This window comes from Gulosibacter molinativorax (assembly GCF_003010915.2).
Lineage (GTDB): Bacteria > Actinomycetota > Actinomycetes > Actinomycetales > Microbacteriaceae > Gulosibacter > Gulosibacter molinativorax.
Genome location: NZ_CP028426.1, coordinates 1951275 through 1965655 on the forward strand (window position 1 = coordinate 1951275; position 14381 = coordinate 1965655).

At 64.9% G+C, this 14381-nt stretch carries 13 protein-coding genes; 3 read left to right on the forward strand and 10 right to left on the reverse strand.

Going from position 1 to position 14381, the window contains the following annotated elements:
* Positions 1 to 16: 16 nt before the first annotated feature.
* The 4 genes from GMOLON4_RS09180 to GMOLON4_RS09195 form a co-directional block, all read right to left on the reverse strand.
* Entirely contained in the window at positions 17 to 1006 is a 990-nt protein-coding gene (locus GMOLON4_RS09180; RefSeq protein ID WP_051266989.1) for an NAD(P)/FAD-dependent oxidoreductase, read from the reverse strand.
* On the reverse strand, positions 1007 to 2530 hold the full coding sequence (gene gltX / locus GMOLON4_RS09185; protein ID WP_026937202.1) for a glutamate--tRNA ligase: 1524 nt from the start codon (positions 2528 to 2530) through the stop codon (positions 1007 to 1009).
* 449 nt (positions 2531 to 2979) lie between these two features.
* Positions 2980 to 3642: an HD domain-containing protein gene (locus tag GMOLON4_RS09190; RefSeq protein WP_051266987.1), complete on the reverse strand. Its 663-nt coding sequence runs from the start codon at positions 3640 to 3642 to the stop codon at positions 2980 to 2982.
* On the reverse strand, positions 3636 to 4031 hold the full coding sequence (locus GMOLON4_RS09195; RefSeq protein WP_026937201.1) for a hypothetical protein: 396 nt from the start codon (positions 4029 to 4031) through the stop codon (positions 3636 to 3638). Before GMOLON4_RS09195 ends, GMOLON4_RS09190 begins: the two co-directional genes overlap by 7 nt.
* Positions 4032 to 4145: 114 nt before the next feature.
* Here GMOLON4_RS09195 and GMOLON4_RS09200 point away from each other — a divergent pair, with 114 nt between their 5' ends.
* Positions 4146 to 4787 (forward strand): SatD family protein, encoded by a 642-nt coding sequence (locus tag GMOLON4_RS09200; RefSeq protein ID WP_026937200.1) that lies wholly within the window; start codon positions 4146 to 4148, stop codon positions 4785 to 4787.
* A gap of 132 nt (positions 4788 to 4919) precedes the next feature.
* Here GMOLON4_RS09200 and GMOLON4_RS09205 read toward each other — a convergent pair whose 3' ends face one another.
* From GMOLON4_RS09205 to GMOLON4_RS09215, 3 genes are all read right to left on the reverse strand, one after another.
* Positions 4920 to 6122 carry a hypothetical protein gene (locus GMOLON4_RS09205; protein WP_026937199.1) on the reverse strand — a complete coding sequence of 401 codons (1203 nt, stop codon included), beginning with the start codon at positions 6120 to 6122 and terminating at the stop codon, positions 4920 to 4922.
* Between the two features lie 367 nt (positions 6123 to 6489).
* The gene (locus GMOLON4_RS09210) at positions 6490 to 7260 is read right to left on the reverse strand and encodes a fumarylacetoacetate hydrolase family protein (protein ID WP_026937198.1); all 771 of its coding nucleotides are present in this window, start codon (positions 7258 to 7260) and stop codon (positions 6490 to 6492) included.
* Between the two features lie 93 nt (positions 7261 to 7353).
* Positions 7354 to 8244: a universal stress protein gene (locus GMOLON4_RS09215; RefSeq protein ID WP_169516522.1), complete on the reverse strand. Its 891-nt coding sequence runs from the start codon at positions 8242 to 8244 to the stop codon at positions 7354 to 7356.
* A 157-nt stretch (positions 8245 to 8401) separates the two neighbouring features.
* Here GMOLON4_RS09215 and GMOLON4_RS09220 point away from each other — a divergent pair, with 157 nt between their 5' ends.
* Positions 8402 to 9085 carry a TetR/AcrR family transcriptional regulator gene (locus GMOLON4_RS09220; RefSeq protein ID WP_051266981.1) on the forward strand — a complete coding sequence of 228 codons (684 nt, stop codon included), beginning with the start codon at positions 8402 to 8404 and terminating at the stop codon, positions 9083 to 9085.
* 10 nt (positions 9086 to 9095) lie between these two features.
* Here GMOLON4_RS09220 and gabT read toward each other — a convergent pair whose 3' ends face one another.
* Positions 9096 to 10421 (reverse strand): 4-aminobutyrate--2-oxoglutarate transaminase, encoded by a 1326-nt coding sequence (gene gabT, locus GMOLON4_RS09225; RefSeq protein ID WP_026937197.1) that lies wholly within the window; start codon positions 10419 to 10421, stop codon positions 9096 to 9098.
* Between the two features lie 153 nt (positions 10422 to 10574).
* Between gabT and GMOLON4_RS09230 the strand changes: the two genes are divergently transcribed.
* Positions 10575 to 12017, forward strand: a complete 1443-nt coding sequence (locus GMOLON4_RS09230; protein WP_026937196.1) for a PucR family transcriptional regulator — start codon at positions 10575 to 10577, stop codon at positions 12015 to 12017.
* 93 nt (positions 12018 to 12110) lie between these two features.
* Here the strand turns inward: GMOLON4_RS09230 and GMOLON4_RS09235 are convergent, their stop codons facing one another.
* Both GMOLON4_RS09235 and GMOLON4_RS09240 read right to left on the reverse strand, forming a co-directional pair.
* A complete protein-coding gene (locus GMOLON4_RS09235; RefSeq protein WP_026937195.1) occupies positions 12111 to 13208 on the reverse strand; it encodes a branched-chain amino acid aminotransferase in 1098 nt (365 codons plus the stop codon).
* Positions 13209 to 13300: 92 nt separating this feature from the next.
* Positions 13301 to 14350, reverse strand: coding sequence for a 3-isopropylmalate dehydrogenase (locus GMOLON4_RS09240; protein ID WP_026937194.1), 1050 nt, complete (start codon positions 14348 to 14350; stop codon positions 13301 to 13303).
* Between the last annotated feature and the right edge of the window lie 31 nt (positions 14351 to 14381).

Here is a 14381-nt window from a genome sequence, read left to right on the forward strand (position 1 = left end):
TCGGCACTTCGCGCCGCTAGAACCCGGTCGCGTCGCGGTGCGCGGCGATCGCGGTGCGCGCGCCCTTGCCGGCCGAGATGATGAGCACCTCGGGTCCGGGAGCGGTGAGCTCGCCGGTCGCGTAGAGGTTTTGGATGCGCGTGCGACCGAAATTGTCTGCCGCGACGAACCCCTCGTCGGTGAGATCGGGCCTAATGTCCTCGTCGAGGTAGCTCAGTTGGGCCTCGAAGCTCGGCAGCACGAAGGCCGCGTCGACCGGCACCACGTCGCCGCCGACCACGCGCATCCCGGTCAGCGTCGCCTTCTCGCCCACCGCATCCTCGAGTTCGCGACGATCGATCTCGACGCCGAGCTCGCGAAGTCGCTGCGCATCCACCTCGGGCACCTGCTCCTCGGACGCGAACAGCGTGACGTGCGAACCGATGCGTGCGAGCTGCGCCGCGCGGTAGGCGAGAGTCTTCGCCTCGGGCACGCCGAACACGGCGAGGCGTGAGTCGCGCTTGCCCCACGCGTCGCACACGACGCACGAGTGGATGTGTGTGCCGTAGAACGCGCGCAGCATCGGCAGATCGGGGAAATGCTCCTTGAGGCCGGTCGCGAGGATGACCCGCTCGGCCGCCACGCGACGGGCCCGGCTCCCCCGCACGCCGCTCGCCTCGACGATGAACCCGGTGCCGTCGCGCTGGACGCGCGTGACCTGGGCAAACTGAATCTCGGCGGTCTCGTATTGCTCGACCGACTCACGCCCCGCGGCCCGCAGCTCATTCGGCGGAATGTTGTCGCGCGATAGGAAGCCGTGCGCCTCGAGGGTCGCGGAGTGCCTCGGCCGGTTGCTGTCGAGCACGAGCACCCGACGCAGCTGGCGGGCGAGGATGAGCGCGGCCTGCAGCCCCGCGGGCCCGCCCCCGATGACCACTACCTCGTAGCGATCCTCGGGCGCGATTGGCTCTGCGGCCGAGGTCGGCCCCTGCTCAGCGGCCGACTCGGCCGAAGCATCCGCGGACAACTAGGCCCCCTCGTTCTCGATCCGATCGCGCAGGCGAGCGACGCGCGCGAGCGTGACGTCCTTGCCGAGCAGCTCCATCGATTCAAACAGCGGCGGCGAGATGCGCTGGCCCGAAAGCGCGACGCGGGCCGGGCCGAACGCGAGGCGCGGCTTGAGCCCGAGCTCGTCGATCAGCTTGGCGCGCAGCCCAGCCTCGATCGACTCGGTCGACCAGTCCTCAACGCCCTCGAGCGCCTCGTGGGTAGCCGTGAGGGTCTCCCCCGCGCCGGCCTTGAGCGTCTTCATCGCGTCCGGAGCGTACTCGAGGTCGTCGGTGTCGGTAAACAGGAAGCCGAGCAGGCCCGATGCCTCGCCGAGCAGCTGCATGCGCTCCTGCACGAGCGGTGCCGCCGCTCGGATCGTCGCCATCTCGTCGTCGGTAACCGGGTCGGCCACGAGCTCGGTCTTCTGGAGGTACGGCACGAGTCGCTTCGGGAACTCCTCGGCGTCGAGTCGGCGCATGTGCTCGCCGTTGATCGCTTCGGCCTTCTTGACGTCGAAGCGCGCGGGGTTGGGGTTCACATCCTCAACGTCGAAGGCCTCGACCATCTCGGCCATCGTGAACACGTCACGGTCGGCCGCGATCGACCAGCCGAGGAGCGCGAGGTAGTTCAGCAGGCCCTCGGGCAGGAAGCCGCGATCGCGGTGGTGGAAAAGATTCGACTCCGGGTCGCGCTTCGAAAGCTTCTTGTTGCCCTCGCCCATGACGTACGGGAGGTGCCCAAAGCGCGGCACGAACTCGGCGACGCCGACGGCGATGAGCGCGTGGTACAGCGCGATCTGGCGCGGCGTTGACGACAGGAGGTCCTCGCCGCGCAGCACGTGGGTAATACCCATCAGCGCGTCGTCGACCGGGTTCACGAGCGTGTAGAGCGGCTTGCCGTTCGGGCGCACGACCACGAAGTCCGGGAACGAGCCGGCCTTGAACGTGATCTCGCCGCGCACGAGATCGTCGAACGAGAGGTCCGCGTCGGGCACGCGTAGGCGCAGGCTCGGCTCGCGCCCCTCGGCGCGGTAGGCCGCGCGCTGTTCGTCGGTCAGGTCGCGCTCGAAGTTGTCGTAGCCCTGGCGCGGGTCGCGGCCGTTCGCGATGTTGCGCGCCTCGATCTCCTCGGGCGTCGCGAACGACTCGTAGAGGTAGCCCGCATCCTTGAGTTTCTGAATGACCTCTTCATAGACGTCCGAGCGCTGCGACTGACGGTACGGGCCGTGCTCGCCCCCGACGTCGATGCCCTCGTCCCAGTCGAGCCCGAGCCAGCGCATCGCGTCGAGAATCATCTCGTAGCTCTCTTCCGAGTCGCGCTCGGCGTCGGTGTCCTCGATGCGGAACACGAGCTTGCCGCCCGTGTGCTTCGCGTACGCCCAGTTAAAGAGTGCGGTGCGGATGAGCCCGACGTGCGGGGTGCCCGTCGGCGAAGGGCAGAAACGAACTCGAATATCGGAACCGGTGGCGCTCGTGACGGGCGCAGCATCTACAGAAGTCATGGTGCCCTCCATCCTACTGAGCCTGCGGGATGCGCGGGGTCACCCTGGATGCGCGGGGTCACCCGCACCCATTGCCGCGAGCCGCAATCACACCCGGTACACCAGCAAGGGCAAGCGCCAACGGCAATGAGGATGCGCGGGGCCACCTGGATGCTCTGCCGTTGGCTGCAATCACACCCGGCACACCGGCACGGGCAAGCGCCAACGGCAATGAGGATGCGCGGGGCCACCCGCAGCCATTGCCGTTAGCTGCAATCACACCCGGCACACCGGCAAGGGCAAGCGCCAACGGCAATGAGGATGCGCGGGGCCACCCGCAGCCATTGCCGTTAGCTGCAATCACACCCGGCACACCGGCAAGGGCAAGCGTTAGCGGCAATGAAGATGCGCGCCAGCGGCCAGGGCAAGCGCTATCGGCAGGGGTCTTCGCAAACGAGCTGCTCGCCACGCTATGTGCGTTCGAGCTCCGCGAGTTCGCGCGCGAGGTTCTCGCGGGCTTGCGGCTCCCACTCCCGGTGCCCCAGGTCCGTGTGAAACAGCGGGTCGTGCCGAAGCAGTGCAGACGCCGAGGCAATCCGCCGCTCGCGCCACTCCCTTTCCGTGAGCTGCGGAGGCTCGACCCGGATGCCGGCGATATTCGCGCGATACCCTTCCCAGTCGTAGCCGAGGCCGACGAGGTCGGCATCGGCGATACGTGCGCCGGATGCATCCCCCGGCTCGGGCGTGTGGTGGATCGTGACGAGGATGAGTCGGCACACCTCCTCGAGTTCGGATGCGGGTAGCAGCTCCCCGAGGACCTCGCGCGTGACCTCGACCGAGGCGAGCTCGTCGTCCGGACTCGTGTTCGTGTGCACTGCATCGTGGCACCAGAACGCAATTCGCTCGAGCCGCGTGCCGCCGAGCCGCTCAAGGGCCTCTAGCCCGGAGGTCAGGTGCGTCTCACCGTGATAGTTGCGATGGGGCTCGCGCCACCGCGTCAGCAGCGCCTCGATCGCGGCTTGCGGGAGTCCAGTGGCCTGCATCCCCGCGGCTACAGTGCTATCGGTGCCGGTGTTGTCACTACCCGTGTTGCCGGTTTCCAGGCTGTCGTCGACCGTGCCGTATTCTACCATGCGCGCACCGCCCAGTATGCGATCCCGGCGAAGACCGCGGCCCAGAGGAGGCTCGCGAACGTTCCGATGATGAAGAGCTCGCCGACGCGAGGGTTCACCTGCGAGCGGAGCTCCGGATACCGGCCGAGGCCTTTAATCGCAATGATGAACGCGAGCCCGGCGGGGAATCCCGCGACGAGGCAAGCGTATGTGCCAGCGCGCTCGAGCAGACCGATCCAGCGGCCACCGGGCAACGTCTTATTCGGATCGAGGACAAGCGTGCCATCCTTCGGCGCGGGCGGCTCGATCTTCCGCAAGAACCGTCGGATCACCGGGTTGGCGAGCAGCGCCGCAACCCCACATGCGACGATGATGAGCCCCTTCAACACGAACTCGAGCAATGGATCCATTGCTTCATTCTGTGCCCACCCAGCGACATTTCCCTGACCGCCGCGCGTCACCACAAAACCCGATTTGGTGAAGCCAGTTCTTTCATTATCGTGGAATGAAGCTATAATCTTCACATGGCTACTATGAAGCAATATTCTTCATGCGCGGCACTTCTTGTCGATCAGGTGGAGTCACGCCTGTCCGATCGCGCGGCGACACATCCGCGCATCCTCGCAGCCATCGCCGCGACGAACGAAGCAATCCCCCCACTCGACGCCCTCCGCGTCACAGTCGGCGACGAACTGCAGGGCATCTACGCGACCCTCGGTGACGCACTCGCCGCAAGCTACCGCATCCGCACCGAGCTGTTTGGCCACGCCGAGCTGCGCTTCGGCATCGGCATCGGCGACGTCGAGGTGATCGACCGCGAGCGCGGAATCCAGGATGGCAGCGCCTGGTGGCGGGCCCGCGAAGCGATCGAAGAGGTAGAGGCACTCGCGAGTGACTCAGGCGCAGCGGGCCTGCGCACAGGCATTCGCGACGAGCGCGAGGATGCAAACCCCCTGACGATCTCGACAGTCCGCCTCATCGACGCCAACATTTTTCGACTTCGTGCGGGCGCGCGTGAGGCGCTCGCATCACTCCTTGCTGGCCTCGACAACCAGACGGCAGCGAAGCGCGCGGGGATTACCCCATCCGCGAATTCGCAGCGGATCATCAACAACGACCTGCGCATCCTCGCCGAGGCGGTCCACGCCCTGGCGTGGCTGCCATAGGGATCAAGAGGCCCTACCCACTACCGTCTTGGAATTACTCGCGGCGTGAATGCCGAAGGGCCGTGACGAAACCCATTTCTCGGTCACGTCACGGCCCTGTCGTTGCGCTCAACCAGCGCCCGGGCGAGAATCCTACTCGGCCTGCTTGCGGCGGACCGCGAGCATCAGCGTGAGGCCGGCAAGCAGCAGCGTCGCGGCTGCAGCGACGATGCCGAAGGGCAGTGCCTCACCGGTCTGCGCGAGATCCGTCGACGAACCCTGTTCGGCCGGCTGCACCGGCGCCTGGGCGTCCGGCTTGGCTGGCTTCTCGTGGTCAGCTGGCGGTACTGGCGCGCTTGTCGACGGCGTCTCCGTCTCCGTCGGACCAGGCGTCTCCGTCTCCGTCGGCTCCGGGGTCTCAGTTTCCGTCGGCTCCGGGGTTTCCGTCTCCGTCGGCTCCGGGGTCTCAGTTTCCGTCGGCTCCGGCGTTTCCGTCTCCGTCGGCTCCGGAGTCTCGGTTTCCGTCGGCTCCGGAGTCTCGGTTTCCGTCGGCTCCGGAGTCTCGGTTTCCGTCGGCTCCGGTGCTACGTACTCACAACCGTTCGCCCAGATCGCCTGGCCTGCAGCGTCCCAATTCATGCCCGGGTAAAACGCAGCGTCCCCGTTCGCGTCCAGGTACCAGAACGACGGGATGATGTCACCCCAGTCTTCGACTACCCCGTCATAGACGGGACCGGTGTGCCCCGAGTGCCCGTCACCGATGTCGTTGATGATCGAGTTAACACTGTCGTTATTGCTCGTGTACGGGTTCTTGAACGCGTTTGTCGCGTGACAAATGTCTACCTTCTCAACGACATCCTCTATGTTCGGCACCTCAGTGGCATCCTCCGAACCCTCCGCCGCACCTGCGTCATCGGTGGTCGCCGAGTCATCCGCGCCTGCCGCGGATTCTTCCTCGCCCGCGCCTTCAGTGCCGGCCGAAACTTCGGCATCCCCTGCGTCACCAGCACCCTCGGCGTCACTGACATCACCGGCATCCGATGAGTCGCCCGAACTCACGATGTCGTCGGAGCTGCTGGCGTCATCCGCGACGGCCGCGTCCTCGGCGTCAGCGACTCCGTCGACAGATTCGTCCGAACTCGTTGCATCCTCTGCGCCGGTCCCGCCGTCGGCACCTGCAGTGCCCTCGGCATCAACAGTGGCATCGGCGCCGACTGCTTCCTCCGCACCTGTTGCGTCTTCTGCGCTCGCGGCACTCGGCAACGCGACAATGAACATCGCCACCAAGAGACCAAACAGTGCAACAACGATTTGTCCGGTTCGATTCGCAAATACGCGCTTAAGCTGCTGAACCATCGACCGCTACACCCCCTCCACTAACCCGCTGACGCGGGCAACCGATTTGTGTCCCCTAAAGGAATCACACTGTCGACCGAGGCGGAGCGCATTCGCAGAAATTCTTAAACAGATCGTGCGCTACAGGCAAACTTAAACAGGCACAACGACCCTACCTTGCCCATGCTTAAACATAAACGCAGTTGAGGCGATTCACCACGAGAGCCCCCGAGGTGCGCCCACGACTCACTAGAACCCTCTTCAAGGGTCGACAATCAACCGATCATCCCCGATCAGGCGTCATAACGCGCACCACCGAACCAGCGTGGAAACAAGACGAAAGCGGCGAGCCGGGAAATCCCAGCTCGCCGCTTTCGAATACTACGAACTACTCGGCAATCACCGGGTTGGTGAGGTTACCGATTCCCTCGATCGCGCAGGTGACCTCGTCACCATCCACGATCGGGCCAACACCAGCGGGCGTTCCCGTGAGCAGCACGTCACCGGGTAGGAGGGTGAAGACACTCGACGCAAACTCCACGAGCTGCTCGACCGTGCGCTCGAGCTGGTTGAGGTCGCCCACCTGGCGCACCTCACCGTTCACCTTTGCCCCAATGCCGCCGCTCGAGGGGTCGAACTCGGTCTCGATGTACGGGCCCAGCGGGCAGAACGAGTCGAAGCCCTTGGCTCGACCCCACTGGCCGTCCTTCTTCTGGAGGTCCCTCGCCGAAACGTCGTTGGCCACGGTGTACCCGAAGATGACCTGATCCGCGTCCTTAGCCGGTACGTTGCGGGCAACCGAGCCGATCACCACGGCAAGCTCAACCTCGTGCTCGACGTGGCTGGACTGCTTCGGCAACCGAATGGGATGCCCCGGGCCGACGATCGAGGTGTTGGGCTTCAGGAACATCATCGGCTCCTCGGGCACCTCGTTGCCCATCTCGCGCGCGTGCTCGAGATAGTTGCGACCGAACGCCACCACCTTTGATCGTGGGATGACCGGCGCGAGTAGGCGCGCATCCTCAAGCTTGATTCGCTCATCGAGCGTCTCGAATCCCGCGTATAGCGGGTCCCCGACGAGGCGAATAAGTTCGTTCTTTTCCTCGTCGAGAATGCCGTAGGCGAGCTGGTCCTGGTAGTCGAAACGTGCGATCTTCACGCGCCCGAGTGTATCGCGGCGACAATGAGACCAGCCGCACCCCGCGCGGGGCACGCGCGACTAGCCGTCACCATTAGCGCCAGCGCCATATATCTACAGAGCCGCCGCAGGCGCCTCGTATGCTTCAGGCCCACGCAGGTCGCTCGGGATCACCACGACCGGCACCGGCAGGGTACGCAGGATGCGGTGAGCTCGCGACCCGAGGAACACGCTCCGTCCACCTCCGAGCCGGCTCGAACCAAGGAGCGCGAACTCGTCCTCCAGCCAGTCGACCTGGGCGAGCGCATCCTCGAAGTCCTTCCCCTCGGCGATTTCGATCACCGCTCGACCCGAATCGAGCATCCCGACCGCCTGGGCCTCGAGATGACGGCCGCCGAACTCCCGCGCCTCGTCCGCGACCTCACGAATCTCACTCGGGCGGATGAGATCGACCTGCACGAGCGAGATCAGGCGAAGCGGAATGTCGCGGTCGATCGCGCGCTGCACCGTGCGCCCGATTACCGCCTCGGAACCGGGGCGCGTGCCGTAGATACCGGTAATGCGCGCCGCTCGGCCATCTGGTGCGCGGAATCCGCGGGGCGCGAGCGCGACCGGTACCGGCGAAGAGTGCAGCAGCGCGTTTGCCGTCGAACCCACCGAAAACTTGCGCATCAACCGCCCTGCGGCAGCTCCAATCACGATCTGGGCCGCATCGTGCTGCTCGGCCGCATCGATCAGCCCGCGCGCCTCACTTGAGGCATATCGGAATTCAACGCTCACTATTCTTTCTTTAGGCAATCGTTTGAGTGCAACATTTTTCCAACGATCGAGTTCCGCCTGGCTTTCTTCATTTCCAGCCCGCGTTTCTGGCAGCACCATTACAACGACAATTTCGGACTCGGTGCCATTAGCCAAAAAGCCCGCTAACTCCAGGGCGTCATTACCTCGAGCATTGGCAACGTAGCCAACAACGATGCTTCCGTCTGGCCGAAACCGAGTAGTCAATGGATATACCTCCGTGGAATGAATAGCGTGGAATTGGTCAAAGTCATAGTGTCTCCGCGACTAATATTAAAAGAATTCAATCTTCGTCCTCGGAACGTCAATAACTGAATTATATTCATTTACTGACGCCCGGTGAAGCATCGTTCGAGGAGCCAGTATGAACGAGTCCCGCCGCGCGGTGGGTCGACCGCGCACACGCCTGCTGAACAGAGAGGGAATCACGCAGGCCGCCCGCCAGATCTTGCTGTCCCGTGGTGACGAAGGTCTCACGATGACGAGCCTCGCGAAAGAACTCGGCGTCACGCCCTCGGCGCTTTATAACCACGCAAGCTCGAAACTCGAAATCCTCGCGTGGGTGCAGGAATCCGTATTCTCGGAAATTGATTATTCCGCCGTCGATTCGAAGCCGTGGGCTGAGGCCCTCGAGGATTGGGCACACAGCTATCTCGATGTCGCGGTCAAGCATCGGAAGTTGCTGCAGGCGCTCCCACCAATTCTCCCCGCCGATCGCCCAGGCACCTGGCCGATGTATGAGCGTATTGTCTCGGCCCTGGTTGAGGGTGGCTGGCCCATCGAATCCTGCGTTTCCGTCATCGAGGCACTTGAGGCATATATTTACGGCTGCTCGGTACGAGAGCCGTTTCATGCGGTGGATATCGACAACCCGGAGCTGAACGACACTGCCCCGACGTACCGCGCGGCGCTTGCGGCGCGCGAAGACGACGGTGTCGCGGCTGAAAAGGATGCGCTCTTCCGCATCGGTTTCTCGTCGATCTTAACGTGGAGTGCGGAGCAGCTCGGCGTCACATTGGACGCCGAAACTGCTCCGCACCTCGCCTAGCTCCTAGCCGCTACGCGTTCTTGCGAATCGCGTCGACGAGCACGTTCAGCCCGTCGGTGAGCAGCTCGTCGGTGATGACGAGCGGCGGTAGGAATCGGATCACGTTGCCGTAGGTGCCGCAGGTGAGGAACACAACGCCCTGGGCCTGCGCTTCAGCGACAACGGTCTTCACGAGCTCCGGGTTCGGCGTCTTGTCTGCGCCGGTCACGAGCTCGATCGCGAGCATGGCGCCGCGGCCGCGGACCTCGCCGACGACGTCGAGTTCGTCAACGAGCGGCTCGAGAACGCCGCGGATGGTCTTCTCGATGCGCAGCGCGGCTTCCTGGAGGCCATCCTCCTCGTACGAGGCGATCGTCGCGAGTGCGGCGGCGTTCGCGACCGGGTTACCTGCGTAGGTGCCGCCGATGCCGCCGGTGTGCGGCGCATCCATGATCTCGGCACGCCCAACGACCGCCGAGAGCGGCATGCCGCCCGCGATGCCCTTGGCGCTCGTCACGAGGTCGGGCTCGATGCCCTCCCACTCCGAGCAGAACCACTTGCCGGTGCGGCTCATGCCGGCCTGCACCTCGTCGGCGACGAAGACGATGCCGTTCTCGTTCGCGTATTCGACGAGCGCGGGCAGGAAGCCCTCGGCGGGAACGATGAAGCCACCCTCCCCGACGATCGGCTCGATGATGATTGCTGCGACGTTCTTCGCGCCGACCTGCTTGTCGATCACGTCGATCGTGCGGGCTGCGGCCTCAGGGCCCGAGAGCTCGTCGCGGAACGGGTAGCTAAGCGGCGCGCGGTACACCTCAGGTGCGAACGGGCCAAAGCCATCCTTGTACGGCATTGACTTCGACGTCATCGCCATCGTGAGGTTGGTGCGGCCGTGGAATGCGTGGTCAAACACGATGACGGCGTCGCGACCGGTGTACTTGCGCGCGATCTTGACCGCGTTCTCGACGGCCTCGGCGCCCGAGTTGAACAGCGCCGCCTTCTTCGGGAAGTCGCCCGGGGTGAGCTCGGTGAGCTTCTGGCAAAGGTCGACGTAGCTGCCGTACGGCGCGGTGTTGATCTGGAGGTGCGTGCTCGCGGCAGCAGCATCCTGAATCGCCTTGACGACCTTCGGGTTCGCGTTACCCACCGTGGTCACGCCAATGCCCGAGCCGAAGTCAATGAACTGGTTCCCGTCAACGTCGCGGAGGATCGCGCCATCCGCCTCGCCGATGTAGACCGGGAGCGAAGACCCGATCGAGGAGCTCACGTACTGCTGACGACGCTTGAGTAGCTCCTCCGACTTCGGACCGGGGATCTCGGTGACAATCTTCCGCTGCTGTTCGAGGCGAAACTCCATTGCACTGCCTTCCTTTGCTTGCAATTTTTCGTGTGGCAGCCCCATAGCTGCTCTGTCGAAAAGGTTACGGCGCACAACCATGCTGCCGGATGTGACCAGGCACGATTCTGCCTTCGATTGTTGTGCACTCGCATTACGTTTAGGCTGAATCGCATGCCCATTTCGATCGCCGAACTCCTGCGCGAGCCCGACCTCGGCCTCCGACTCCGCGTCGGCCACGGTCAGGCCCTCAACGAACGCATCGATTGGGCCGCCGCGACGGAGATGGCCGAGCCGAAGCCTTTCCTCACCGGCGGCGAGCTCGTCCTCACTACCGGGATGCGGTTGCGCTCGGTCCGCGCGTGTCGCAGCTTCGTGCGCTCAGTCGCCGAAGCCGGCTCGCGCGGCATCGGGTTTGGCTCCGGTTTCACCCACGATCACATCCCCGAGGCGCTCCTCGACGAGGCGCGCCGCGCGGAGCTCCCCATCATCGAAGTGCCGGTAGAAATTTCGTTCGCGCTCATCGCGAAGCGGGTCGCGGAGGCCAACGCGAAGGAACGCGTCGAGCAGGTCGAAGCGCAGCACCGCCGGCGCGAGCGCTTCGTCGAGCTCCTCATGGGCGACGGCGGCCTCGAGTCCATGCTCGCGGCGCTCGGTCGCGAGACGGGCGCCCACGTAGCCGTGTCCGTCAACGGCGAACTCATCTCGGGCGCCCTCGAGATCGACGACCCCGACATCACCTCGTGGGATGCGCTCCCAATCGCCCTGGGCCCCGCAGGCCAGGCAACCCTCCACGCATCCCGTCCCCGCACCGACGACGAGCTCATCAACACGAGCCGCACGCTGGTCGGCCTTCACCTCGCCCAGGCCGCGCGCCATCGCCGCGAGGAGCGGGTACAGGCCGGCCAAGTGCTCGACGACCTCATCAACGGGCGCCTCGAGCCCGAGGTGGTCGGCCCGCGCCTGCAATCGATCGGGCTCACGGGCAACAGCACATATCGGATGCTCGTCGTGAGCGGCGAAGGCCCCCGCCGGTCGGATCTCGCGGCAATGCCACTGCCTTCGTCCCTCCGAGGCTCGGTCGCGACCGTGCTCGATGACCGGCTCGCGGTACTCCTCGACATCCACGACGTCCCACCGCAGCGCGCGGCCGAGGCGCTCGTGGCCGCGACCCGCGCCGCGGGCATCCCCGCGAAGGTCGGCATCGGTGGCCCATACCCCGGCACGGCGGCGCTGCGCTGGAGCTGGTTCGAGGCGCTGGATGCGCTGGGTCGCCTCGAGCGCGACCAGGTGATTGGCGAGGCCCCGCGACTCTCGATCGCATCCCTCATCCTCGGCGCCTCGGATGCGCCGATCGCCGAGCTCGCGGAAGAGCTGGTCGGGCCGCTCGAGGCCAACGACCGTGAACACGGCACCCGCCTTGTCGAGACGCTGGATGCATTCCTCGCCAATTCGGGTGCCTCAAACGACGTCGCTACGGCACTTGGCACCCACCGCAATACCGTGCGCTACCGCATCGATCAGATCGCGAAGATCACGGGGCTCGACCCGCGGATCACGGCGGATGCGGTGCAGCTCTCGCTCGCACGCACCGCCCGCCGCCTCACCGAACGCTAGTCTGGCCGTTTCGATACGCCGTTTCGCGGCTACGGGGCGACCGCTAGACCGCTCCTCGAGTAGCGGCGCAGCCGCGTATCGAGAGGCCCGACGCTAGGCGAGCTGCTCGAGCCAGCCGTGGTCGTCGGCGAGGTCGCCGTTCTGGATGCCGGTGAGCTTGGCGCGCATCCGCATCGACAGCGATTCCTCGGTCACGCGCGGGTTCTCGATCTGGAAGTCAGTGTGCTTGAGCGTACCGATCGGCGAAATCACGGCCGCCGTGCCGACGGCGAAGGCCTCCGTGATTGCGCCCGACTCGGCGCCCTCGCGCCACTCGTCGATCGTGATCTTCCGACGCTCGACCGTGTGACCGGTTTCCTTGAAGAGCGTCAAGATCGAGTCGTTCGTGACGCTCTCAAGGATCGAGTCGGACTCGGGTGTCGCGACGGTACCGTCGCGGTAGACCAGCACGATGTTCATCCCGCCGAGCTCTTCGAGGTATTGCTCGGTCGATGAATCAAGGAAGAGCACCTGCTCGCAGCCGTGCTCGTACGCGGTCTGCTGCGGCAGCAGCGAGGCGGCGTAGTTGCCGCCGCACTTCGCTGCGCCAGTACCACCCCGGCCCGCGCGCGAGAGCTCGGTCTCCAGCCAGATGTTGACGGGGCGGGTCGGGTCCTTAAAGTAGGCGCCGGCGGGCGATGCGATCACGAAGTAGGTGACGGTCTCGGCTGCACGAACGCCGAGGAAGTCCTCGTTCGCGATCATGAACGGGCGCAGGTACAGCGACTTACCCTCGCCGTGTGCCGGCACCCAGGCCTCGTCCGCTTGCACGAGCTGTCGGAGCGACTCGACGAACACATCCACCGGAAGTTCGGGAAGCGCAAGGCGATGGGCCGATCGCTGCATCCGCTTCGCGTTCATTTCAGGACGGAAAGTGTGCACCGAGCCATCCGCGTGGCGATAGGCCTTGAGCCCCTCGAAGACTTCCTGCGCGTAGTGGAAGATTGCGTTGCCAGGGTTCATCTGCAGCGGGCCGTATGGCACGACGCGGGCGTTCTGCCAGCCGCCGTCGCGGGTCCAGTCGATCATGACCATGTGGTCCGTAAACCGCTCGCCAAAACCGGGGTTCTCAAGAACCTTCGCGCGGTCTTCGTCGGATGCGGGATTCGGGTTGTGCTCGATCGTGAATTCGAGCGAGGTGCCGTCGGTCATAGTTCGTCCTTATACGGAATCAAGTGGAGTACGTGGTTGAGTGGCGAGCTCCCGGCGCATCGGGAAGCTCGCCACTGAGAAAAATGTTGCCTCTACGCGAGACGCGCGAGAATGGCGTCGCCAATCTCGCTGGTGCTGCGAGGCGCGCCGCCGGCTTCGACGACGTCCGCTTCGCACGCGGCCTCGACTCGCTGTGCGGCCTCTTCGAAGCCGAAGTGGCGCAGCAAGAGGGCGATCGACAGGATGGCGGCGGTCGGGTTGGCTTTGCCAGTACCTGCAATGTCGGGGGCCGAGCCATGCACGGGTTCGAACATGCTCGGGAAGGTGCCATCGGGGTTGATGTTGCCCGATGCCGCGAGGCCAATGCCGCCGGTAACGGCACCTGCCAGGTCGGTGATGATGTCGCCAAACAGGTTATCAGTCACGATCACGTCGAAACGCGAGGGATCGGTGACGAAGAAAATCGTCGCGGCATCGATGTGGAGGTAGTCGACGCTCACCTCGGGGTACTCGCTGGCTACCTCGTTGACGATACGGTTCCACATCACGCCAGCATTCACGAGCACGTTCTTCTTGTGCACGAGCGTGAGCTTCTTGCGCTCACGGCGCTGTGCGAGATCGAAGGCATAACGCACGGTGCGCTCAACGCCGAAGGCGGTGTTGACCGAAAGCTCGTTCGCGATCTCGTGCACGGTGCCGGTGCGCACGCTGCCGCCGTTGCCGGTGTACAGGCCCTCGGTGCCCTCGCGGACGACGACGAAGTCAATCTCGCCGGGGTTTGCGAGCGGGCTCGTCGTGTTCGGCCAAAGGCGAACGGGACGCAGGTTGATGTAGTGATCGAACGCGAAACGGATCTTGAGCAGCAGGCCGCGCTCGATGATGCCTCCCGCGAGTCGCGGGTCCGCAGGGTCGCCACCGACGGCGCCGAGGAGCAGCGCGTCGTGCTGTGCGAGCCGCTCGAGCGACTCGTCGTCGAGGATCTCGTCGGTCTCCTGGTAGTGCTTCGCCCCAAACGGGTACTCGGTTTCGGTCAGCTCCACGCCCTCGGGGAGTGCCGCACGAAGTATTTTTCGAGCCTCGGCCACAACCTCGGGACCGATACCGTCTCCACCAATGACTCCGAGATCAATCTTGTCGCGCACGCTGCAGCATCCTTTCCACGGAATAAACCCT